Raw genomic sequence first — 19,760 nt, forward strand, 5'->3', positions numbered from 1 at the left:
TTAATCAATTTTAATAACCCTAAGCCCGTTCTTCTCGCTCGTCCGTCGCCTGTAAGCTCGTGAAGTGTAGAATAATATCGTTTCTCGCTTTACGTTCTTGAACGCAGCTAATTCGTCTACTGTGCCGATTTGTAGCAGTGTGTCGCCTTTGTATAAAGCGTATTCCATCACTCGCTCACCTCATCCTCAATCAAATGCTCCGTCGGAAACGTAAAGGCTTCGATTTCTGCGCGGGTGTAAGATGTTTGCCAATTGTCGCCATAATCGTATTTCTCACCATATGTTCGGGTTCCAGTTTTTCTATTAATTTTCAAGTAATTAAACGATTCATCACTAATCACGGGATCGCGCAAATACCACTTACGTTCCGGTTCGCGTTCGTCTAGCGGTGTTGATGCGTATGCTGTTAGTAGTTCGAATAACTCTTTCAAATCCCCGAAGCCAATCGACTTATGGGCAGTCTCTGATATTTTTATGTTGTACATTCTTCTATCAGATGTGAACGCCACTGTATCCCTAGTTTCATTCTCACATATCCAAAATCCATTATATGCATCGTCAGTAACCAACCCTAACGACTCTACAGCCTTCTTAAACTCGCTTGTTTTCATAATTCATCACCTCGCATATCAAAATACTCTAGAACATCGTTAACACTATCTTTCAATGCTTCATAGTCCTCTAAATAAACAAATCTACTTGTTGACTCGTTATCAGATATTTCATCCCCATCAAATATTTCAACATCCGCGCTCACTACTCTTCCAAGCCAACTTAGTTCACTTTCCATATCATCAAACTCTTCACCAATGCTATGATATAAATCATCAAATTTTGTTTTCATTGCTATTTCCTCCTAACAATCACCTTTTAAAGAATATGGAACGTTTGTAAATTCAATATACATGCCGTTTTCGGCTACGATTCTGATACAATTACTTTCTTCATAAACGTAAATAGCCTTTACTCTATACGCAATGCGTTTTTTCGAATCGCTAATGTCATACGTATTCTGACCGACTGCGAATGTTTTTGTTTGGCAATCATGGGTTGGCAAGTAAACTGTTGCGCTTCTTATAGTTATTGTTTTCATTGCTATTTCCTCCAATTTCGGCTAAATTATTTTAATTCCATTTATAACTTATTCTGACTATTCGTTAATTTTATTTTCCCCACTCTGAAATGAATTCTAAATCCTCTTTACTAACTTTTCGGAGACAATTCATTCTAGTTGCTACTAGATAAATATTTACATGCTCGGAATCCAGTTGTTCGACACCTTCTTTTTCAGGAATCATTCCCACACCTACATCAATTGCATCGTGGTATTCGTAAGATAACGTGGTAGATGTTTTAAGACTTCTAGCACCGCATATAAACCCTTCTTCATTGCACTGAGTTTTCAAGTATTTATCGAATTTTATTCCACAACCTGCGATTTCATCATGTTGTTCTTCTAGCATTTCATCCAAGTTATAAGGCAATGGTTCTCTTTTCCAGTGTTTTTTAATCTTCACTCTATCTCCAAGTTCGTACTTCATTTAAAAACCTCCTATAAGCCCTTTTAAGCGATTATTTTCTCCCGACATGTAAATACTCATAAAATATGTTTTCGTTCGAAATTCGACCGCCTCCGTCGATATTTACGCTATAAAACTTCTGTGGCGATGAATAGATTTTGTTCTAGGTCGTATTTGATGCAGTAAGTGCAAATGTCGCGTCCTTTTGCTCGCAAAGTGACTTCGCCGTTATAAAACGACTGTTCTTCCCGCACCCATTTAGTGCTGACCTTAGTTTTATCCTTGATCTCGTCTACAATTTTTTTCAGCAATCCTTGCAATTCTCCTAGCGGTATCTTTCGCCCTTTCAACATTGGCTTTACAAGTTCATTGATTTCCATCGTGGTTTCGCTAATCGTTTGACTCATGCCCGCGCCTCCTTCAATTTCTGCTTCATTTCCGCTACTTTCCGCGCCGTTTCCTCTGGCGTTTCCTTCTGTTTCGGCTCTGCCTGTTGCGGTGGTAGCACCTCTGGTTTGTCTATCCAGTCTGGCAATACTTCTTTTCGTCCGTTGTTATTTCTGCGCTGTCCGTATTGTTGTTTGCCTTGTTGCTGATCCCTAAAGTTTTGTTCATGCGCTCTAGCCTGCTCTATCGTCGTAACACCTGCGTTCCGCCAGTTTCGCAATACGCCTTCCACAAAGCTCAATCGTTTTTGATTTTTCATGACAGCTAATTTCATAGCCGCAATTACCAAGTCTTGACCGTTCTCCCCCATATCGCGAACCATGTAAGCAATCGCATCTGCTTCTGTCGGACTTGGAATTGGTCTTTGGAATTCGACTTGGAAAAATTGCTGTGCTGATTCGCTGTTGATGATGTTGTTTAAATCATTCTTAGCATTATTAACATTCTTCTTATTGTTCCGATGCTGTTCCGATGCTGTTCCGTTGCTGTTCCGACCTTCGCCCTTGTAATTGTTCAAATCCTGATACAGTGTGTAGTTACACACCGTGAATAGTGTTCCGTGTTCCGTCTGTTTTATTTCGAGCCTTCCTTCGCTGACTAACTCGTCAACTTTGCGCGTTATTGTCGCTAATCCATATTTTTTCTCTGCGTTTTTATCGTAATATGTTAAGTCTTCTCTCAAATTTCGATACGATCTCAAATATTGTCCGCGCCCGACGTGAACGCTGCCTTTTTGCACTCCTTTTTCTGAAAAGACAGCATTCCCGACGATGTAGAAGAATAATCGAAATTTTGCTACGTCTGTCCATATATCACTTTCAAATACTTCTCGACTCATCTGGAATGCGCCCTTCATTTGTTACACCTCTTACTTTTTAAAATCGGTTAAAATGGTAAGTCATCGTCACTAATATCTATCGGCGTTCCCGTGCTGAATGGATCGCTATTGCCTTGCTGACGGCTGTTTTGCGGGTTAGGTTGATGATTGCTTTGATTCACGTTTGATTGCTGTTGCGGGGCTTCCTGTGAGTTCTTAGGCGGCAGTTTCAAAAACATTACATTCACTTCTACCTTATTCACCTTGTTGCCATCCTGCCCGGTATAACTTGCATCAACTAGAGAACCTGTAACCGTAATGTTTTGCCCTTTTCTTGCGAAGTTCGCTAAAGATTCTGCGGTACCTTTCCACGCGACAATCTTTAAAAATATGACTGGCGTTACTCCATCCCTTGGAATGCCGTTACATGCTATTGTTGCATTAGCTACAGCCAACCCGTTTTGCGTATATCTTAATTCTGGATCAGCGGTCAAATTCCCACTAGCTACAATTGTATTTACATCTGCCATTTTTCAGCCTCCTATTTTAGTAGTTCTCCAACTTCTATTGTATCATTCAATACTTTTGAAAATCGGCAATAATCGCACTTATTACACCTTGTTGGGGCGACCTCTCCAGCCTTTAATTTCAGGATTCGCGGCATCTCTTCCGCAACATACAAATACTCAAAATCGAACCTCGTTGGGTCAAAGTCGATGACCGCTTTATCGCACGGCGTCTGCTTCGTGACAGCAACGATATAGGGGGAAAAGTTACCGCCGAATTGTTTCTCTATCATCTGCTTGTAGATAGCCATTTGTAGCACATAATCGTAAGCCTGAATAAATGAAACCCAACCATTATATTTATCGCTCCAGAACCGTTTATAAAGCTCGGCCGTCGTCTTAAGGTCCGTGAATCTGGAATAGTCTTTATTCAACACATCAATCTTGGCTTTCCATTTAGCGCCGTATAAATCCGCTTCAATAATGACCTCTTTCTCGCCATCCATCGCAAACATGGAAAGCTGGTCGTTTTTAACCGTTTCAATCATCCGATCCGCTGTTTCAAAATCCGAGTATTTCGAACCGTTCTTTTTAAATATCACGACGTTATTGGCTTCTACAAACTCGCTGTGAACCTCTTCTGACTCAAAGGCACTATGAACGTAATTGCCAACTAAAAACGCTTGTTTCGCCTCCTGCGTCCACGAACCGTTGATTTCTGCTAATGTCCGCGCCTCACAACTCATAAAAGACTTGAATTGTGAGACCGACATATATTCCTTGTTCATTTCTGGTGAGTAATAGTTATCCTTCGTTAGTTTTCTCTGGCTCATTTACCGCACCTTCTTCTACATCTGCCTTAACATCTTCCTTAGCCGCTAACTCCTCTTTGAGCTTGCTAGGCGCATCTTTCTTGGTTGATTTATCAAAATAATCCTCTACTTTCGCTAGGCCGTCTTTGATGCTGTTAAAAATATTCCGTGCTTGAACCATATCGAATTCCGTAAATGTTGATGTCCCATAACCGAATCGATTTTCAATCTGTTCTTGTGTGACGCCATAGCTCTCTTTGAACATAGCTAACATCTTGCCAATCCTATCTTTCAGCGGGATATCGCCCCCACCGCTTCGTACAGTTTCATTACACTGCGCCACTGCCTTATCTACAATATCGCCTGGTATAATACCTAACAGGCATGAACGCAATCTTCTAGCCCCCATATTCGCAACTAATTCGTATATGTCTCGCTCGTCTGTGAGTTTTTGAATGCCTTTTTTAGTTGATCTAACGTGCGGAACCGTAAATTCTTTTTGAGTTCTCGTATTCGTTTCCATATCCCAGGCATATGCAACCGCTGTGGATTCACCATCGCGACGTTCCAACTCTTTCACACCAAAGCTGATATTTCCCCAGTTTTGCGCCAAAACCTCCGCTAACCGAATCGATGGGCCAACTACTTTTTGACCGCCACGGGGATAAGAGTAAACAGCCGTTTCTGCTAATGTTAGCCGTTTGCAAGCATCCATAATGCGTTGTTCTGACTGGAACACATTGCGAGGCATGTTCTGCGCCATAAATATCTGACCTTTTACCTCTTCCATTTCTCTACTAGCTGCCACTACCGTAGCCGCGTTATTACCTTGATTATTAAATTGATTCGTTAATTCATTCATTTAGACACACTCATTTCTTGGAATTTTTTATCAAGCTGAAAATATATATCGATCATTTCGTTGTACACCGATGAACCTTCTAACGCTTCCTGATGTCGCTTAAGCCAGTTGTAAACCGTGCTGATTTCCTCGTATTCGTGAATCGTCGTCTTAAATCCGTGATGTTCCACTTCGAACCACATTGCTATCGCCTCCATTGCTTTTTTATGCGGGAGTATGTATAATAAAGTTATCTATTCTTATACATGCACTCCCTGTATGTGTTTCGCTCACTCTGTAAAGTGAGCTTTTTTTATTGCTCGTAGAAAACCATGGTTGTTAAACTTTAATCCGCATATCGTGCAAAACGCATGGTCCGACTTTATTTCCTCATTCCTGCATCTTGGACAACATAGTTTATCTTTAGCACAATGCCAGCAAATTCTCGTGTGCCCAGGTGGTTCTTGCCCTTCTAAAATGTCATCGAACATTGCTCCGCAACTCTCGCACAAAGTACCATCTAAATGCATATCTGTTATTTCACCCATGTTTATAACCTCCTCAAATGGCTTATCGTGTCGTTTAAATGGCTGTATAGCTACTTTATCTTCTGAAACGTCGTATCTTTCTATTAAAATATCCGCTATTTTACGATGCACTTTGTCCGTCCGTTTCACTCTCAATTCGTCCATTCTCTTCACGTCCTCTCAAATCTTCCATATACTCGTCATGCCACGCTTGGCTGTTGCGGTTGCGTAACTCCCAGTACTCTTCATTTGCCATTAAATTCTCAACTGATCCTGCGTACATCTGTTTCACCTCACAATTTATTTATCACCGTTACACCTACCATCAGAACGAAGGCGGATAGCACGATGGCCGCAATCACTAGCAACCATATTTTCGTATCTTTCGCCAGTTTAATGTCCCCATTCTCGTCCTCATGTCCGCAAAAGAAAAAGTTTACTAGTGCTGAAAACATTGCTCTACCTCCTCGTATTCTTGCGATTCTAGGTACTCTACGTATTTTTGAAATGTGTGATAACCGGTTGCCATAAGCGGAACTTCGCTTGATATCTCGTTGAATTTAACCGTTCCAGTTACATAATTCAGAATAATGGTGCTGTCACCTGTCTTGCGTTTGCGCCTAAACGTCCTCATTTTCCACTTCGTCATACGCATATCCATCCGCCTTTCTCTTAGCTTTGTCACTTAAGAAAAGGTTAAAATACATCATTGCTAGTGCGAAACCTCCGATAAAGCCTAGTATCCCGTTAAGCATCTTCATCAACTCCAATGCTGTCTAATTCTATCTCTTTGATTGCTTCTATATCAGATAAATCGTAACCTTCGTATTTTGCTTTAAACTCCGTTAACGCTTCTTCTCGCACTTTTAAACGTGGCAATTTCAACGATGGTAATAATCCTTTATTCACTAATTTATATGCGTATTCACGACTAGTTTTAAGCTCTTTTGCAACTTCGTTCATTTTGAATAATTTAGGCATTATTCTCACCTCTCTATTTATTAAATCCAGCCAGATTTCTCCCAAAACTTTTCACGTTCCAACACTTGGCTTTTTAAATCGATATTGTAACCCTCGCTCATTATCGCTAATGTTGTGTTGATAATCGCTGATGCGTCTAACATTTCTCGCATTACATTTACAACGGTTTGCCGTTGCTCCGTGCTGATTTTAGCGGTAGGCGAAGCAAACGTATCTAATGACTGTTTAACACTCTCTACCGCCTCTGTAGCTTCTCTTGAGAAGTGATGAAGCAACGACATTTGATGTTTATCTACTTTTTCTAGTATGCAAGGCAATAACCCGCCTGAAAATTCTCGCAAAAGTCTAAAGCTCACTTCGGCATTGTTGTAATTATCCATGTATGATTTAGCCACTTGCTTCGATACTTTCCGTTTGCCGTTCGCTTGCTGGCTTACTAGCGCTTGTGTTATATGATTGTCTAGCGCTATTTCCTTTTGCTGATATTCTCCTGTTAAAGTCTTTACAGCTTTCGCCGCGTATGCTGACTCTTTGATTGCGTTTGTCATTATTTTCTCCGTTCTGTTATTTAATTTATAGGCGCATAACACACCTTTTTGTTATGATTGTTTCAAGCCCTTTTATATAGATCGTCCGTTGTGGTAGGCGGGCGGTCAGTGTTATTTTAAACCTTTGTAACAATAGCGTTACTGTTAATCATTTCTTTGGCTACCTGTAAAACGCATTCAGCTTGTTCTACTGTTAGTTGTTGCTCTGCAAGCGCATTGCGTATAACTTGAGCTAATCCGCGTACAAGTTCGCCGTCCATTGATTCCGAATAATTAAATTGATATTCGTTATATTCAATCATGTATTTCCTCCTTGTATATTATTCAGTTTTCATGTTCTCTTTATGTTCGCCTCGCCTGTTTGGTATGATTTGGGTAGAAAGCGAGGTGATTGTATGGAAATTGATCTGTTTAATGTTCTTTCTTTTGCATTAGCTTTTGCAGGAATACTTTCCCCCTTACTAACTACTTATTTCAGCCGAAAAATGGAATTGAGACTAAAGAAACTTGATTTGCTTCACGAAGCAACCGAAGTTAACTACAAAATAATGCTAGAGTGTTTCCAAGAATTCGTTTTATTAAGCGGAGAAATCATGATTAACACAGATATTGGGCATAAGATAACAAAAGAAAAAATCATAAAATTCGATGTTGTTTGTTTAAATTGCTTCTTGTTCCTATCAAAAGGAGAGCGTCAGAAATTCCAAAAATTCAGATATGAAATGAAAAAGAGTTTTGGATTTTCTAACCCTGAACAAACAACAATAGACCAATTAAATGATGCTTTAAAAACTTTGGATTTCTCTCAGCTTGGAATCAAGAAAGAGCATGTTCTTTTTTCTGAATGTATAGATATTGCTCAATCTAAATTGGAAGAAATATTAAACTTACGTATACCAGAGTTGCGTAAAAAACGTACCAAGCAAACTTGAAATAATGTTCTTTAAATATATACTTCTGTCCAAAGAATATTTCTTGTGCCAAGCATACTATAAAGATTAAATAAACGAATCCGTATAACAAAAGATATTTCAGTTCCATTTTTATTTCGCTCCTCCAGATAAGATATCGATCATATTTTCTAGTTCCACTTCGTTGAATGGCGTTTCTCCACTTTGTTTTAACGATTGAAACGAAAGTGCCATTATCACCGGTATAAAGAGTATTCCTTTTCCAACTAGTTCCAACTCGTTATAAGCGAAATTCAATATTTTTTCATAAGAACTGGTTGTCAATTCTAAATACAGCGCTGAATCAATTCTCTTTTTGTTGATATATAGTTTTAATGTTGTATTTAGAATTTCTTTTAAATCACCAATTTCTAAAGCACTTACTACAAGTTCTTCAATTTCAATTTCAAAATCATTGGTCTGTTTGACTAAATACATTTTAAAAACCTCCGATATTTGTGATTCATTTAGAATTTTCGCTAACATCCCATTATATTTTCTTGGATTCTTAATAAATCACCTGTCAATGCCTCCAAATTATGGTGCAAGTATTCTTCGCGACTTATATTACGTTCTATAGACACTATAGTTCCGTTCTTTCCGCCCGATGTTTCCACAACTTTATAGGGTGGTTTACCTGCTAAAACATCATGAATTAAATCACTTAAACTATCTAATTCTTTTAACAAATCAGTATCAGTCATTTTTGCGCCTCCATTATCACTTTATCAACCGCGGCTTCAATGTTACGTCGCACCAGTATTTCATGGATAAAAAATCTTCCTTTTTGCGTCCATTTTGTATGAAGTATTGTTCCTGGTCTGCCATCGCTATGCGTGATTGGTATTGTTTTAGATTCCGTATAACCATTGTTCATGTGATCCTTGTACAAAATCCATTGCCCTCCAACTTTATGTTGCACGCCTTCTTCTTTTAAGATGAGGTTTAGCTTCTGAGCGGTTAAATCATAATCTGCTGCAATCTGCGTTACAGCCATCAAGCCTTTTGATTTTAGTATTTCATCATAATAAGTAGCTTTCGGCTCATATTCTGCAATTTGTTTCGCTTGCGTTTGATTCTCTATTTCCAATTTTTGGTTATCTTCTTCTAGGTCTGCCGCTAACCGCAATGCTTCCGCTAGTGTTTGCGGGATGTAGAATGCCATCTTTTGATTTTCATTTGTTTGCGGATTTCGTATCTGTTCGCGCATATCGAAATAATTATCTACTAACTGATCGTAGATTTCCCAAGCGGTTTCATCTTCTAATATTTTTAGTAGTTTGGAATAGCCACGTTCAGATAGAAGATAAACGTTTTTACTCCTGTTCCAAGCATTTTGTGTATAGCCCACTTTTTCTGGGTCACTCAGTGTGATAACGGATTTTAAATCGATAATATCCACATCATTTTTAAATCGTTCAATGTTCCTGTTTATGGATTGGTTAATGGTTCTAACATCTGTGCTATGAATCATTGCAATATCCTTTACCGTCATCGCTCGCTTGCCTTCTCCAAATCCACCTTCAATGCCGGTGAAAGTAAAACGCCCTAGATTTTGTTTACCGATTACTTTTAGATTGTTCATTTTGTTTCCTCCTTAATAAGTTGTCGAATTCGAAACTGATTCTTAAAAAAAATCGTCTACTTTAACATTTAATACTTCTGCAATCTTTATAGCTTCTTCAAAATAGAAGTCTCTTCCTTTTTTTCTATTCACTTTCAAATTGAATAATGATCTATCCATATCTATCATTTCGGCTACCTCTGACTGTTTAAGCCCGCTAGAAACGATTAATCCTTTCAATTTGAAATATGGTACATCATATTCATTTTTAACTAACATCGCTCCTCCTCCTTTCTTTAGTTTCGAAAACAACAACTAATGTAAATTCATAATAACCTAAAAAAGTTTCGAAGTCAACAACTTTAGTGTGTTTTTATTAAATTTATGTTTCGTAATGACGTATATATGTTGCGATTACACAACTTTAAATGTATAATTATATAATCAGGAGGTTGTTCAAATGAGTATTGGAGAAGGTATAAAAGCAAGGCGTCTGCAAAGTAATATGACACTAGAAGAACTAGCTGATGCTCTTAACGAAAAATTCCCTGGAGTTATCAATTTTAATAAAGGAAAATTGTCTAAATGGGAAAATGGCAAGGAGGAGCCTCGTCTTTCATCAATAAAATTGATTGCCGATTTCTTTAACATTACAATAGATGATTTGTACAATGCTAAGATTACAGATTTATTTTCCGAACAAGAAGAAACAGACATACAAAAAGAAGTTGAAAGACTCATGTCCGACATAAAAAACGGCAATTATATTCTTGAAGGTGAAGAACTTTCAGAGGACGCTAAGGAAAGCTTAAGAGGAGCTTTTGAAAATGCTGTTAGAACTGCTAAACTAATAAATAGAAATACTAAGTGAAAAATTCTAGGTAACTTAATATTCTCTGTTTTAGAATTAAATATCCCCCACGCTCTCTTTTTTAGAATTTTACTTACTTTCTATTTTGAAGTTATGATTCTTTATATTAGAATGATTCATGTTAGTACTTTCAAAAGGGACGGTGGTAATCATGGACATTCACGAACGCATTGTATTGTTTCGAAAGCGTCAAGAAATTTCGCAAAAAGAATTAGCTGATATGATCGGTGTTGATGACAGCACAATGAGCAAAATAGAAAATGGCGCTCGTGCTTTACGTCATTTTGAAATAGAAAAAGTAGCAGATGCGTTAAACGTTTCAATAGAAGAACTGTTCGGACGCGCTAACAAAACTGACGTTGATGTTATGCTGCTACGTTTTAACAACGGTTTAAACGACTTAGAAAAGAATAAAATTCTCTCCTTTGTCGATGGTGTGAATAGAAAATAACAATGCAACAAAGATGATAGGTATAAACGCTATGCGTTCATATAATAAAACACAAAAGGGGTAGAAGGAATGGAAACTGGGAAAAAGAAAAAATCTATTTTTAAGAAATGGTGGTTTTGGGTTCTTGTCGTTATCATCGTGATGGTAGCTGCGAATATGGGGAATGAAGATGAAGCTAAAAGTGATAAAACAAGTGAAAAAAATACCACTGCCACTACTGCTAAAAAAACACCCGCTAAACAAGATGTAAAAAAAGAAACCGAAGAGAAAGAATATAAAATTGGTGATGTTGTTAAAGTTGGAGATATGGAATATATTGTAGAGTCAAAAGAAACGACAAAGCAAGTTGGTCCGTCTATTTTGCCAACGGAAGCTAAAGATACTTTTCTTATTATTAATTTGAAAGTTAAGAATAATGGCAATGAAAAAGTGACTATAGACAGTTCTTTCTTCACACTACTTCGTGGCGATAAGAAATATGAAGCTGATAGCGGTGCCTCTCTTTCTGCTAATCAAGATGAAAGCGGCACAATAACCGATTCTTTTTTCATGTCAGAACTTAATCCTGATGTCGAACTGAGTGGCAAGGTAGTATTTGATGTAACTGAAGATACAGCAAATGCTACGGATTTGAGTTTAGAAGCGCAAACAGGAATATGGGGAACTGAAAAAGTTAAAATAAACTTAAATAAATAAAGGAGAATCGCCCAAACCGGGCTTTTCTTTGTACCTAAAATAGAACATACGTACGCTTTTTTTGGGGGTGATATTCACGTAAATACACTTTTTTAAACAATCAGAAACAGAAATAAACGGGAACGGTGGGAAATTATGAAACAGTTAGTTGATTTGATTCGCGAGTTTGGCTCAGCAGATATTATAGAAATATCTCGCAACTTGAATATGCAGATTATCGATTTCAATCTTAATAAAGAAATCGATGCAATACTTACATGCATAGATAATCATACTAGAATACTAACTTGTTCCGCAGCGTTGACGAATGAAAGAAAACAATGTGTATTGTCTTATATTGTTAATATGATAATACTTGAGCCTGACGACACTAAGACAATTATTTTAATGAATGAAGATGAAGGGATTTGTTGATATGCAAGGTGGCGTAAGAAAGCGTGGAGATGCCTGGTACTATTATTTTGAGGCGGGCCGTGTGGATGGTAAGCGGAAAAAGATTGAGCGAAAAGGTGGCACTACAAAGAAAGAAGCCCTCTCTAACTTGAGAAAGGCTTTAGATGAGTTTGAAAACGGTGGTTCCTTCGTGGATCAATCAGAAATTAGCGTAGCAGATTATTTTGATTACTGGTACGAGAACTATGTAATGATTGATTTAAAATATAACTCTCAAGTTGCCTACAAAAACATAATTGACAAGCATATAAAACCGAAATTCGGGCACTATAAACTTAAATCTATACAGCCGGATGTCTTACAAAGCTTTTTAAACAAGAAATTACTCGCTGGCTTTACAAAAAATACAATCAGCGGTTTTTATGGAGTGCTGTCTAAAGGTTTTAAAATGGCTGTTCATCCATATAAGTACATTAAAGAAAATCCAATGCAGTATGTGACACTACCTAAAAAGCCTAACAATAAAAATGAGATTGTGCGAAAATCGGATGATTTAAAAGTTATTTCCTTAAAGGATTTCAACAAAATAATTGAACGCTTTCCAGCTACGACAACCTACTACATCCCTTTGCAAATAGGATTTCATACTGGTATGCGCATTGCCGAGGTTTGCGGTTTGACATGGGATTGTGTTGATTTAGAAAAGGGAGAAATACACGTAGAAAAAATATTGGTTTTACATGGAAGTGTGCCGAAGTTTGGAACGCCAAAGACTAAAGGCTCTATTCGGACCATCAAAATAGGCAAGACTCTAATTGATATTCTAACTACACACAAAGAGCAGCAAGAAAAAAATAAAAAGAAATACCGCGAGTATTATACTCAAAATAATTTTGTATGTACGATGGAAAACGGAACACTCGTAACTCAAAATACAATGAAGTATTTGAGTCGCGTTGTGAACTATGATCTTGGTATTAAGTTTAATTTCCATTCTCTGCGTCACACACACGCTACGATGCTTATAGAAAGCGGAGCTAACACTAAAGGTGTTCAAGTTCGTTTAGGGCATTCTAGGCACTCTACAACGGTAGATACCTACTCTCATGTTACGCCAAAAATGGCAGATGACACCGTAGATATTTTTGAAAATAAGATAAAATAATGCCACCGACCTCCAACAGGCGGTGGCATGAGGGTGGAAAATGGTGTTTTTCCATCCTCTTATAACCTTGAAAAGCGTTACGATTTAAGCGTTAGTACCGTTACACACTCCACATGTGTCGTATGTGGGAACATGTCTACAGGCTGAACGACTTTCGCCTCGTAACCACCGTCCGTCAACACCAACATATCCCGCGCTAACGTCGATGGATTGCACGATACATAAACAACCCGTTTCGGTTTCATTTTCAAAATTGTCTCAAGTAGCGCCTCGTCACAGCCCTTGCGAGGTGGATCGACAACCAGCACATCTGCCACGATACCATCTTTAAACCAAGCCGGAATCACCTCTTCCGCCTTCCCAACCTCGAAGGTGACATTATCCATCTTGTTCAACTTGGCATTCGCGCGCGCATCCTCAATCGCTTGTAGCACAATTTCTACGCCGTATACCCGTTTCGCCTCTTTCGCCAAGCACAGCGATATCGAGCCAATTCCGCAATACGCGTCAATCACCGTCTCCTCGCCCGTCAACTCCGCCAAACGCAGCGCCTCCGCATACAGAACTTCCGTCTGCTCCGGATTCACCTGATAAAACGACCGCGCCGAAATCGCAAAAGAAATCCCGTGAATCGTGTCCATAATGTACTCACGACCCCACAAAACATCCGTACGATCCCCAAAAATCACATTTGTATTCGCCGCATTCACATTCTGAACAAGCGATGTCAAACCAGGAATGGCCGTCTGCAACTCCGCCACAATCTGCTCCTTATTTGGAAAATTCGGCTTCGTTGTCACCATCACAAGCATCAATTCACCCGTCGTCGTCGCAAAACGCGTCATCAAATGGCGCAACACACCTTTTCGCGTCGTTTCATCATACGGTTCAATATGGTACTTCGCAAAAACACCACGCGCAATCTGAATCGCTGCATCATTTTCCTCATGCTGAATCAAACACGTATCCATATCAATAATCTGATGCGAGCGCTGCTGATAAAATCCCGCGACCAATTTCCCGTTCACAAACCCAACTGGAACTTGCGCCTTATTCCGGTAACGCCAAGGCTCCGCCATACCAAGCGTCGGCAATACCTCTACGTCCTGCTTCCCAATCCGCTTCATCACCTGCGCCACTTGTTTTTGCTTCACGCGTAATTGCCCGTCATAACTCAGATGCTGCAACTGACAACCACCACACTGCGAATAAACAACACAAGGCGGCGTCACCCGATCCACACTTTCCTTCGTCAACTCGATAATTTTGCCAAATCCGTAGTTCTTATTCGTCTTAATCACCTTAATCCGCGCCGTTTCTTCCGGCAAACCCTGCGGCACAAAAATCGGATAACCATTTATCTTCGCGACAGCATTACCATCATGCGTTAAATCCTCAAAAACAACATCAATACACTCATTCTTACTCACTGGAGCACCCATATTTGCCCTCCCTCATCATATCTAGACTCTTCACATTATACCAAAAAAAAGGAGAATAGAACATACGCAAAAAAAATAGGCGACAAACGCTCGCATTCAGGCAGTTTGGCGGACTTCCGGTTCTCATGTACACTCGTACACGTAGCTCTCCGGCTTCCACTAAACTACCTGAATACAAACGCTTTCGCTCGATTTGTGTAAAGCAAAATTCACATCCTACTCAAAATCAATAATTAGGATTCTTCTGCTCTTCATTTTTCCTTAATCACATATTCCAATCCAACTGGTTGCGTAATCTCCTCATCACTATCCCCTTTAAAGAAAGCAAGCGATGTCTTTTCGGCGCTAAACTGATATTCCAACTGTCTAGGATAGGCAGTCACCGTTTCACCTGTCGTCACATTAAATTCATCTTCTAAATACTGACTCGATATCTTCGGATTGATACCCAAAATTGGCGCAACTTTCTCAGCAAGTCCACTAGAATAAATTGTTTCTAGTTTCTCATTCACTTGCATCGTTGTCCCCGCTTTTGCCGTCAGTCCAAAGCTTTTACCCGCCGTTTTATCCAAGGTTCCATTCAAAATCGAATAGCTCGTCAAAAAACCATCCACTTTGTCATTCGTATATTGGAATGTTGCTGGGTTCATCACCGTTGATACCTTGTTCGCAAAAATTCTAACTCGGAAACGATCCATTGCTTGATATTTCGCATCCACTTTTGCCATTTTTGTTAAAACGGCTTTATTCGTTGTATCGAGGATTAAATCGCCATTGCTTGCGATGCTCGTTACCGTACTGTCCCCTTTGATAGGAACGACCAGATTCGGCCCAATCGCAATGCTTGTGTTCGTCTTAATCCACGTTCTATTACTATCCATTAATTTCGCTTGATCAACCTCAGGCATCACTTCTTCCGCCTGCACATTCCAAAATATAAGAAAGGCTGCACCCCCGATGGCTATGCATGCCAACAAACCAATAATAAAACGGCTTACACGACTGCTTTTCAAGTCGCAAACACCTTCTTCCTTGTTTCTAACTGTATCGTAACAGCTTTCTCTATTATATCGCATTTTACGGATTAATACAAGTTCTTTACAAAGATTACAGTTATCTCAGAATATGTTACAAAAAAACCGAATGAATCTCATGTCTCAGAGTCATTCGGCCTGTCTGTTTGTTTACTAGTCAATCATTTCCATTTGTTTATTATTTAGGTCCGATGCTGGAATATCCGCCACGTTTGCAAAGAAGGAAATGTGTTGCTTCAAGTTTTGGAAGGTCATCGGTGTTTCGCCGCCGAGTTCCCCGTCCAAATTGATCAACATCTGTTCCTCTGAATGCACAATAACCTTCTCCGACTTCACATAAATCACGTTTGGCTCTTTGATATGATCTCCTCGTAAAGCCAGTGTCACCAAGCGAATAAACTCCGCCAAGTTCACTTTTTTCACGATGATCAGTGAAAATTTGCCATCATCTAGTTTAGCGTCCGGCGCAATTTTCTCAAAGCCGCCAATCGAATTCGTAAGTCCAAGCAAGAAAAACATCGCTTCGCCTTCAAAAATACCATCATCGTACTCGACCTTCACTGGTGTTGGCTTGAGTGATGGCAACATTTCAATGCCTTTCAGATAGTACGCCAGCTGGCCAATCATCGTCTTTAAACGACTCGGAACATCATACGTCAGCTCGGTAATCCGTCCACCACCGCCAATATTGATAAAATACGTGTCGTTAGCTTTTCCAATATCCATCGCGACGCTAGCGCCCTTTGCAATGATCTCCGTCGCCTTAATCACGTCCCGCGGAATCTTCAATGCCCGCGCAAAATCATTTGTCGTGCCAGTCGGAATAATCCCTACTTTCGGCCGGTAATCCTGCTCTGCGATACCATTAATAACCTCATTAATCGTGCCATCGCCGCCCGCTGCAACGACTAAGTCATAGCGATCCTCAACAGCCTTTCGCGCCTCATTTTTTGCGTCATTTTCCGCTGGTGTCGTCGCATGGGAGCTCGTTATATATCCTGCATTTTCCAATATCATTAGCACATCAGCCAAGTTTTTCTTAATAATTTCTCGCCCTGATGTCGGGTTGTAAATCACCCGCGCTCGTTTTTGCATAGTATATTCTCCGTCCTCTCAAATCTGAATACAAACGCCAATCCCGTTCTGCTCATTTGTCTCAGCCCCGAATACTTACCATTATACCAAATTACTACTCAAAAACCCATTTTGAAGATAAGCCAAACGCAAAAAAAGTTACTAGGAGCGTGTCGATGCCCCCCAGTAACTCTGTATATTATTTAACGTTTGTTCATCTCATCGACTAAAATTTCGTTTACCATTGTTGGATTTGCTTGACCTTTTGTTGCTTTCATAACTTGTCCAACTAGGAAACCAACCGCGCGATCTTTTCCGTTTTTGAAATCGGTCACGGATTGCTCGTTTTGGTCAAGGATGCCAGAAATGATGCCTCTTAGTTCGCCAGCGTCGGAAATTTGAATAAGACCTTTCGCTTTCACGACTTCCTCTGCGTCCCCACCGTTCGTGATTAACTCACGGAAAACTTTCTTCGCAATTTTGGAAGAAATCGTGCCTTTTTCGATAAGTCCAATCATGCCAGCTAGGTTTTCAGGTGTTAATTTCGTATCGGCAAGTTCTTGTTGCTCGGCGTTTAAATAAGCCGAAACTTCGCCCATTAACCAGTTAGATGCTTGTTTTGCATCGGCACCTTTTGCGATTGTTGCTTCAAAGAAATCGGACATCTCTTTTGTTAGCGTCAGTACCATCGCATCGTATGCTGGGAGGCCTAAATCCGCAACGTAGCGCGCTTGGCGTTTATCTGGAAGCTCCGGAATTTCAGCACGAATGCGTTCTTTCCAAGCGTCATCAATATATAAATCTACCAAATCTGGCTCTGGGAAATAACGATAATCGTCCGAACCTTCTTTAATACGCATCAACGTCGTTTTACCAGTTGCTTCCTCAAAACGGCGCGTTTCTTGTTCAATAATGCCACCAGCCATCAAAACTTCTGCTTGGCGCTTGATTTCATATTCGATACCTTTACGCACGTTGTTGAAGGAGTTCAAGTTTTTAAGCTCGGTTTTCACGCCGAATTCTTCTTGACCAACTGGACGAATCGAGATATTTGCATCACAACGCATCGATCCTTCTTCCATTTTCACATCAGAAACGCCTGTGTATTGGATGATGGATTTGATTTTTTCAAGGTAAGCATAAGCCTCGTCAGCCGTACGCATATCTGGCTCAGACACGATTTCAACAAGCGGCGTACCTTGACGGTTAAGATCCACAAGTGAGTAGCCATGCGATGTATGCGTATTTTTACCTGCATCCTCTTCTAAATGAAGGCGTGTGACACCGATACGCTTCTTCTCGCCGTTTACTTCCACGTCAATCCAGCCATGTTCGCCGATTGGTTTATCGAATTGCGAAATTTGGTAGGCTTTCGGATTATCCGGATAGAAATAGTTTTTGCGGTCGAATTTCGTATGTTCTGCGATTTCACAGTTAATTGCCATCGCTGCTTTCATGCCGTATTCTACTGCTTTTTTATTCAAAACTGGCAAGACGCCTGGCATTCCAAGGTCGACCACATGGGTATTGGTATTCGGTTCAGCGCCAAAATGAGCAGGTGCCGGCGAAAAGATTTTGGATTCTGTTTTCAATTCTACATGGACCTCAAGTCCGATTACTGTTTCAAAATTCATATGTCTCGCCCTCCCCTATAAACTTGGTTTTTCTTTATGGAATTCTGTAGCTTGTTCAAACGCATGTGCGACACGGTAAATCGTTTTTTCATCGAAGTAGTTACCAATCACTTGCAAACCGACTGGCATACCTTCTGAAAGGCCACAAGGAACCGAAATCGCCGGAAGTCCAGCCAAGTTAATCGGAATCGTCAACAAGTCATTCAGGTACATCGTGATTGGATCATGAATCAAGCCACCGATATCAAACGCGACAGTTGGCGCACTTGGGCCGATAATAACATCGTAATCCTTAAACACATTCGCGAAATCTTGCTTGATCAACGTACGTGCTTGTTGTCCTTTTTTGTAGTAAGCATCGTAATAACCTGAGCTTAGGGCAAAAGTTCCAAGCATGATGCGGCGTTTTACCTCATCGCCAAAACCTTCTGCGCGTGATTTTTTGTACAATTCTTCTAATGTGTGCGCGTTTGGTGAACGGTAACCGTAACGGACGCCATCAAAACGAGCAAGGTTAGAAGATGCTTCACTAGATGCTAGAATATAATAACTCGCAACGCCATATTCGGAATGAGGTAATGACACTTCATCCCAAGTCGCGCCCAAGTCTTCTAATGTTTTCAATGCTTTTAGAACCGCTTCTTTCACGCCTGGTTCCACGCCTTCACCGATATACTCTTTTGGTACACCGATACGCAGGCCTTTAATATCCCCTGTCAAATGAGCAGCGAAGTTCTCCACTGGTTGATCGATCGACGTTGAGTCATACGGATCCACACCAGAAATTGCTTCTAACAAGTACGCATTATCTTCCACCGTACGCGTAATTGGTCCAATTTGATCAAGCGAAGAAGCAAAGGCGATTAAACCATAACGGGAAACGCGGCCATATGTAGGTTTCATCCCAACAACACCACAGAATGCAGCAGGTTGACGAATCGAACCACCAGTATCTGATCCCAATGAAAATAAAACTTCACCAGCGGCAACACTCGCAGCACTACCACCCGAAGAGCCACCAGGTACTTTGTTTAAATTCCACGGATTCGTCGTTGTTTGGAAATAAGAATTCTCCGTTGACGAACCCATCGCAAACTCATCCAAGTTTACTTTTCCGATATTGATTGTTTGCGCGGCTTTTAATTTTTGCATAACCGTTGCATCATAAATTGGATCAAAGTTCTCCAAAATTTTACTTGCAGCAGTCGTACGTAAATTTTTCGTCACGATATTATCTTTAATCCCGATTGGAAGACCAGCTAGCATATTATTCGGATCAATCCCAGCATCCCCAAGTTCTTCCGCAACATCTAGCGCTTTATCACGATTTAACGTAATGAACGATTTCACTTTATCCTCAACAGCATCAATGCGGTCAAATGATTCTTTCACAAGATCGTATGGCGCGATTTCTTTTTTCACAAGCTTTTCATGTAAATCTTTTACCGAATGCTCAAATAATCCCAAATTAATTCCCTCCTGATTTG

General features: G+C 40.0%; 32 protein-coding genes. 6 read left to right on the plus strand and 26 right to left on the minus strand.

Annotation, left to right across the window (positions count from 1 at the left end; translation table 11 throughout):
• The 17 genes from EP58_RS17580 to EP58_RS03245 all read right to left on the minus strand — a co-directional run bounded on the left by EP58_RS17580 (window position 1) and on the right by EP58_RS03245 (window position 7,301).
• Entirely contained in the window at window positions 1-168 is a 168-nt protein-coding gene (locus EP58_RS17580) for a hypothetical protein (protein ID WP_167333276.1), read from the minus strand.
• Window positions 168-611, minus strand: coding sequence for a hypothetical protein (locus tag EP58_RS03180; RefSeq protein ID WP_036089960.1), 444 nt, complete (start codon window positions 609-611; stop codon window positions 168-170). The genes EP58_RS17580 and EP58_RS03180 overlap by 1 nt, the downstream gene beginning before the upstream one ends.
• Window positions 608-844 carry a hypothetical protein gene (locus EP58_RS03185; protein ID WP_036089962.1) on the minus strand — a complete coding sequence of 79 codons (237 nt, stop codon included), beginning with the start codon at window positions 842-844 and terminating at the stop codon, window positions 608-610. Before EP58_RS03185 ends, EP58_RS03180 begins: the two co-directional genes overlap by 4 nt.
• Before the next feature lie 12 nt (window positions 845-856).
• Window positions 857-1,093, minus strand: coding sequence for a hypothetical protein (locus EP58_RS03190; RefSeq protein ID WP_036089966.1), 237 nt, complete (start codon window positions 1,091-1,093; stop codon window positions 857-859).
• Between the two features lie 70 nt (window positions 1,094-1,163).
• The gene (locus tag EP58_RS03195; protein ID WP_036089969.1) at window positions 1,164-1,541 is read right to left on the minus strand and encodes a hypothetical protein; all 378 of its coding nucleotides are present in this window, start codon (window positions 1,539-1,541) and stop codon (window positions 1,164-1,166) included.
• A 107-nt stretch (window positions 1,542-1,648) separates the two neighbouring features.
• Window positions 1,649-1,927, minus strand: a complete 279-nt coding sequence (locus tag EP58_RS03200; protein WP_036089972.1) for a hypothetical protein — start codon at window positions 1,925-1,927, stop codon at window positions 1,649-1,651.
• Window positions 1,924-2,805 (minus strand): DnaD domain protein, encoded by an 882-nt coding sequence (locus EP58_RS03205; protein WP_241480997.1) that lies wholly within the window; start codon window positions 2,803-2,805, stop codon window positions 1,924-1,926. The genes EP58_RS03200 and EP58_RS03205 overlap by 4 nt, the downstream gene beginning before the upstream one ends.
• A 47-nt stretch (window positions 2,806-2,852) precedes the next feature.
• Entirely contained in the window at window positions 2,853-3,314 is a 462-nt protein-coding gene (gene ssb, locus EP58_RS03210) for a single-stranded DNA-binding protein (protein ID WP_036089977.1), read from the minus strand.
• An 11-nt stretch (window positions 3,315-3,325) separates the two neighbouring features.
• The gene (locus EP58_RS03215; protein ID WP_036089980.1) at window positions 3,326-4,123 is read right to left on the minus strand and encodes a PD-(D/E)XK nuclease-like domain-containing protein; all 798 of its coding nucleotides are present in this window, start codon (window positions 4,121-4,123) and stop codon (window positions 3,326-3,328) included.
• Window positions 4,095-4,964, minus strand: a complete 870-nt coding sequence (locus tag EP58_RS03220) for a hypothetical protein (protein WP_036089984.1) — start codon at window positions 4,962-4,964, stop codon at window positions 4,095-4,097. Before EP58_RS03220 ends, EP58_RS03215 begins: the two co-directional genes overlap by 29 nt.
• On the minus strand, window positions 4,961-5,146 hold the full coding sequence (locus EP58_RS03225; protein WP_036089986.1) for a hypothetical protein: 186 nt from the start codon (window positions 5,144-5,146) through the stop codon (window positions 4,961-4,963). The genes EP58_RS03220 and EP58_RS03225 overlap by 4 nt, the downstream gene beginning before the upstream one ends.
• 445 nt (window positions 5,147-5,591) lie before the next feature.
• Window positions 5,592-5,753, minus strand: coding sequence for a hypothetical protein (locus tag EP58_RS17425; RefSeq protein WP_156110580.1), 162 nt, complete (start codon window positions 5,751-5,753; stop codon window positions 5,592-5,594).
• Window positions 5,754-5,763: 10 nt separating this feature from the next.
• Window positions 5,764-5,925, minus strand: coding sequence for a hypothetical protein (locus tag EP58_RS17430; RefSeq protein ID WP_156110579.1), 162 nt, complete (start codon window positions 5,923-5,925; stop codon window positions 5,764-5,766).
• Window positions 5,926-6,090: 165 nt separating this feature from the next.
• Complete coding sequence (locus tag EP58_RS17775; protein ID WP_255309554.1) at window positions 6,091-6,225, minus strand: hypothetical protein; 135 nt, start codon at window positions 6,223-6,225, stop codon at window positions 6,091-6,093.
• Complete coding sequence (locus tag EP58_RS03235) at window positions 6,218-6,451, minus strand: helix-turn-helix domain-containing protein (RefSeq protein ID WP_036089989.1); 234 nt, start codon at window positions 6,449-6,451, stop codon at window positions 6,218-6,220. Before EP58_RS03235 ends, EP58_RS17775 begins: the two co-directional genes overlap by 8 nt.
• 20 nt (window positions 6,452-6,471) lie before the next feature.
• Window positions 6,472-6,999: a hypothetical protein gene (locus EP58_RS03240; RefSeq protein WP_036089991.1), complete on the minus strand. Its 528-nt coding sequence runs from the start codon at window positions 6,997-6,999 to the stop codon at window positions 6,472-6,474.
• Between the two features lie 116 nt (window positions 7,000-7,115).
• Window positions 7,116-7,301, minus strand: a complete 186-nt coding sequence (locus EP58_RS03245; protein WP_036089993.1) for a hypothetical protein — start codon at window positions 7,299-7,301, stop codon at window positions 7,116-7,118.
• 93 nt (window positions 7,302-7,394) lie between these two features.
• On the opposite strand from EP58_RS03245, the gene EP58_RS03250 reads away from it, so the two are divergent.
• Window positions 7,395-7,931 carry a hypothetical protein gene (locus EP58_RS03250; protein WP_036089994.1) on the plus strand — a complete coding sequence of 179 codons (537 nt, stop codon included), beginning with the start codon at window positions 7,395-7,397 and terminating at the stop codon, window positions 7,929-7,931.
• 111 nt (window positions 7,932-8,042) lie between these two features.
• Here EP58_RS03250 and EP58_RS03255 read toward each other — a convergent pair whose 3' ends face one another.
• From EP58_RS03255 to EP58_RS03275, 4 genes are read right to left on the minus strand one after another with little or no spacing between them, the layout of a single operon-like run.
• Entirely contained in the window at window positions 8,043-8,387 is a 345-nt protein-coding gene (locus EP58_RS03255; RefSeq protein WP_036089996.1) for a hypothetical protein, read from the minus strand.
• 41 nt (window positions 8,388-8,428) lie between these two features.
• Window positions 8,429-8,653, minus strand: coding sequence for a hypothetical protein (locus tag EP58_RS03260; protein WP_036089999.1), 225 nt, complete (start codon window positions 8,651-8,653; stop codon window positions 8,429-8,431).
• Window positions 8,650-9,534 (minus strand): phage antirepressor KilAC domain-containing protein, encoded by an 885-nt coding sequence (locus EP58_RS17645; protein WP_052171333.1) that lies wholly within the window; start codon window positions 9,532-9,534, stop codon window positions 8,650-8,652. Before EP58_RS17645 ends, EP58_RS03260 begins: the two co-directional genes overlap by 4 nt.
• Before the next feature lie 42 nt (window positions 9,535-9,576).
• Window positions 9,577-9,792, minus strand: a complete 216-nt coding sequence (locus tag EP58_RS03275) for a helix-turn-helix domain-containing protein (RefSeq protein ID WP_036090003.1) — start codon at window positions 9,790-9,792, stop codon at window positions 9,577-9,579.
• Window positions 9,793-9,973: 181 nt separating this feature from the next.
• Between EP58_RS03275 and EP58_RS16880 the strand changes: the two genes are divergently transcribed.
• The 5 genes from EP58_RS16880 (at window position 9,974) to EP58_RS03300 (ending at window position 13,089) form a co-directional block, all read left to right on the plus strand.
• A complete protein-coding gene (locus EP58_RS16880; RefSeq protein ID WP_052171334.1) occupies window positions 9,974-10,384 on the plus strand; it encodes a helix-turn-helix domain-containing protein in 411 nt (136 codons plus the stop codon).
• Window positions 10,385-10,535: 151 nt separating this feature from the next.
• A complete protein-coding gene (locus tag EP58_RS16885) occupies window positions 10,536-10,835 on the plus strand; it encodes a helix-turn-helix domain-containing protein (RefSeq protein WP_052164832.1) in 300 nt (99 codons plus the stop codon).
• Between the two features lie 69 nt (window positions 10,836-10,904).
• A complete protein-coding gene (locus EP58_RS03290) occupies window positions 10,905-11,531 on the plus strand; it encodes a DUF4352 domain-containing protein (protein WP_036090005.1) in 627 nt (208 codons plus the stop codon).
• A gap of 135 nt (window positions 11,532-11,666) precedes the next feature.
• Window positions 11,667-11,945 carry a hypothetical protein gene (locus EP58_RS03295; RefSeq protein WP_036090007.1) on the plus strand — a complete coding sequence of 93 codons (279 nt, stop codon included), beginning with the start codon at window positions 11,667-11,669 and terminating at the stop codon, window positions 11,943-11,945.
• 1 nt (window position 11,946) lies between these two features.
• Window positions 11,947-13,089 carry a tyrosine-type recombinase/integrase gene (locus tag EP58_RS03300; RefSeq protein ID WP_036090011.1) on the plus strand — a complete coding sequence of 381 codons (1,143 nt, stop codon included), beginning with the start codon at window positions 11,947-11,949 and terminating at the stop codon, window positions 13,087-13,089.
• A 77-nt stretch (window positions 13,090-13,166) separates the two neighbouring features.
• Here the strand turns inward: EP58_RS03300 and rlmD are convergent, their stop codons facing one another.
• The 5 genes from rlmD to gatA all read right to left on the minus strand — a co-directional run bounded on the left by rlmD (window position 13,167) and on the right by gatA (window position 19,740).
• Complete coding sequence (gene rlmD, locus EP58_RS03305; RefSeq protein WP_036090014.1) at window positions 13,167-14,531, minus strand: 23S rRNA (uracil(1939)-C(5))-methyltransferase RlmD; 1,365 nt, start codon at window positions 14,529-14,531, stop codon at window positions 13,167-13,169.
• A 251-nt stretch (window positions 14,532-14,782) separates the two neighbouring features.
• Window positions 14,783-15,544, minus strand: a complete 762-nt coding sequence (locus EP58_RS03310; protein ID WP_036090016.1) for a hypothetical protein — start codon at window positions 15,542-15,544, stop codon at window positions 14,783-14,785.
• 174 nt (window positions 15,545-15,718) lie between these two features.
• A complete protein-coding gene (locus EP58_RS03315; protein ID WP_036090019.1) occupies window positions 15,719-16,660 on the minus strand; it encodes a diacylglycerol kinase in 942 nt (313 codons plus the stop codon).
• Window positions 16,661-16,842: 182 nt separating this feature from the next.
• Window positions 16,843-18,273: an Asp-tRNA(Asn)/Glu-tRNA(Gln) amidotransferase subunit GatB gene (gene gatB / locus EP58_RS03320; RefSeq protein WP_036090023.1), complete on the minus strand. Its 1,431-nt coding sequence runs from the start codon at window positions 18,271-18,273 to the stop codon at window positions 16,843-16,845.
• A gap of 15 nt (window positions 18,274-18,288) precedes the next feature.
• Window positions 18,289-19,740 (minus strand): Asp-tRNA(Asn)/Glu-tRNA(Gln) amidotransferase subunit GatA, encoded by a 1,452-nt coding sequence (gatA, locus tag EP58_RS03325; protein ID WP_036090026.1) that lies wholly within the window; start codon window positions 19,738-19,740, stop codon window positions 18,289-18,291.
• Window positions 19,741-19,760 lie beyond the last annotated feature (20 nt).

The organism is Paenilisteria newyorkensis, assembly GCF_000766145.1.
GTDB lineage: Bacteria > Bacillota > Bacilli > Lactobacillales > Listeriaceae > Listeria_A > Listeria_A newyorkensis.

Excerpts from the sequence above, each read along its gene's own strand:
- EP58_RS17580 (WP_167333276.1), bottom strand. The coding sequence starts at position 168 with ATGGAATACGCTTTATACAAAGGCGACACACTGCTACAAATCGGCACA.
- EP58_RS03180 (WP_036089960.1), bottom strand. The coding sequence starts at position 611 with ATGAAAACAAGCGAGTTTAAGAAGGCTGTAGAGTCGTTAGGGTTGGTT.
- EP58_RS03185 (WP_036089962.1), bottom strand. The coding sequence starts at position 844 with ATGAAAACAAAATTTGATGATTTATATCATAGCATTGGTGAAGAGTTT.
- EP58_RS03190 (WP_036089966.1), bottom strand. The coding sequence starts at position 1,093 with ATGAAAACAATAACTATAAGAAGCGCAACAGTTTACTTGCCAACCCAT.
- EP58_RS03195 (WP_036089969.1), bottom strand. The coding sequence starts at position 1,541 with ATGAAGTACGAACTTGGAGATAGAGTGAAGATTAAAAAACACTGGAAA.
- EP58_RS03200 (WP_036089972.1), bottom strand. The coding sequence starts at position 1,927 with ATGAGTCAAACGATTAGCGAAACCACGATGGAAATCAATGAACTTGTA.
- EP58_RS03205 (WP_241480997.1), bottom strand. The coding sequence starts at position 2,805 with ATGAGTCGAGAAGTATTTGAAAGTGATATATGGACAGACGTAGCAAAA.
- ssb (WP_036089977.1), bottom strand. The coding sequence starts at position 3,314 with ATGGCAGATGTAAATACAATTGTAGCTAGTGGGAATTTGACCGCTGAT.
- EP58_RS03215 (WP_036089980.1), bottom strand. The coding sequence starts at position 4,123 with ATGAGCCAGAGAAAACTAACGAAGGATAACTATTACTCACCAGAAATG.
- EP58_RS03220 (WP_036089984.1), bottom strand. The coding sequence starts at position 4,964 with ATGAATGAATTAACGAATCAATTTAATAATCAAGGTAATAACGCGGCT.
- EP58_RS03225 (WP_036089986.1), bottom strand. The coding sequence starts at position 5,146 with ATGTGGTTCGAAGTGGAACATCACGGATTTAAGACGACGATTCACGAA.
- EP58_RS17425 (WP_156110580.1), bottom strand. The coding sequence starts at position 5,753 with ATGTACGCAGGATCAGTTGAGAATTTAATGGCAAATGAAGAGTACTGG.
- EP58_RS17430 (WP_156110579.1), bottom strand. The coding sequence starts at position 5,925 with ATGTTTTCAGCACTAGTAAACTTTTTCTTTTGCGGACATGAGGACGAG.
- EP58_RS17775 (WP_255309554.1), bottom strand. The coding sequence starts at position 6,225 with ATGCTTAACGGGATACTAGGCTTTATCGGAGGTTTCGCACTAGCAATG.
- EP58_RS03235 (WP_036089989.1), bottom strand. The coding sequence starts at position 6,451 with ATGCCTAAATTATTCAAAATGAACGAAGTTGCAAAAGAGCTTAAAACT.
- EP58_RS03240 (WP_036089991.1), bottom strand. The coding sequence starts at position 6,999 with ATGACAAACGCAATCAAAGAGTCAGCATACGCGGCGAAAGCTGTAAAG.
- EP58_RS03245 (WP_036089993.1), bottom strand. The coding sequence starts at position 7,301 with ATGATTGAATATAACGAATATCAATTTAATTATTCGGAATCAATGGAC.
- EP58_RS03250 (WP_036089994.1), top strand. The coding sequence starts at position 7,395 with ATGGAAATTGATCTGTTTAATGTTCTTTCTTTTGCATTAGCTTTTGCA.
- EP58_RS03255 (WP_036089996.1), bottom strand. The coding sequence starts at position 8,387 with ATGTATTTAGTCAAACAGACCAATGATTTTGAAATTGAAATTGAAGAA.
- EP58_RS03260 (WP_036089999.1), bottom strand. The coding sequence starts at position 8,653 with ATGACTGATACTGATTTGTTAAAAGAATTAGATAGTTTAAGTGATTTA.
- EP58_RS17645 (WP_052171333.1), bottom strand. The coding sequence starts at position 9,534 with ATGAACAATCTAAAAGTAATCGGTAAACAAAATCTAGGGCGTTTTACT.
- EP58_RS03275 (WP_036090003.1), bottom strand. The coding sequence starts at position 9,792 with ATGTTAGTTAAAAATGAATATGATGTACCATATTTCAAATTGAAAGGA.
- EP58_RS16880 (WP_052171334.1), top strand. The coding sequence starts at position 9,974 with ATGAGTATTGGAGAAGGTATAAAAGCAAGGCGTCTGCAAAGTAATATG.
- EP58_RS16885 (WP_052164832.1), top strand. The coding sequence starts at position 10,536 with ATGGACATTCACGAACGCATTGTATTGTTTCGAAAGCGTCAAGAAATT.
- EP58_RS03290 (WP_036090005.1), top strand. The coding sequence starts at position 10,905 with ATGGAAACTGGGAAAAAGAAAAAATCTATTTTTAAGAAATGGTGGTTT.
- EP58_RS03295 (WP_036090007.1), top strand. The coding sequence starts at position 11,667 with ATGAAACAGTTAGTTGATTTGATTCGCGAGTTTGGCTCAGCAGATATT.
- EP58_RS03300 (WP_036090011.1), top strand. The coding sequence starts at position 11,947 with ATGCAAGGTGGCGTAAGAAAGCGTGGAGATGCCTGGTACTATTATTTT.
- rlmD (WP_036090014.1), bottom strand. The coding sequence starts at position 14,531 with ATGGGTGCTCCAGTGAGTAAGAATGAGTGTATTGATGTTGTTTTTGAG.
- EP58_RS03315 (WP_036090019.1), bottom strand. The coding sequence starts at position 16,660 with ATGCAAAAACGAGCGCGGGTGATTTACAACCCGACATCAGGGCGAGAA.
- gatB (WP_036090023.1), bottom strand. The coding sequence starts at position 18,273 with ATGAATTTTGAAACAGTAATCGGACTTGAGGTCCATGTAGAATTGAAA.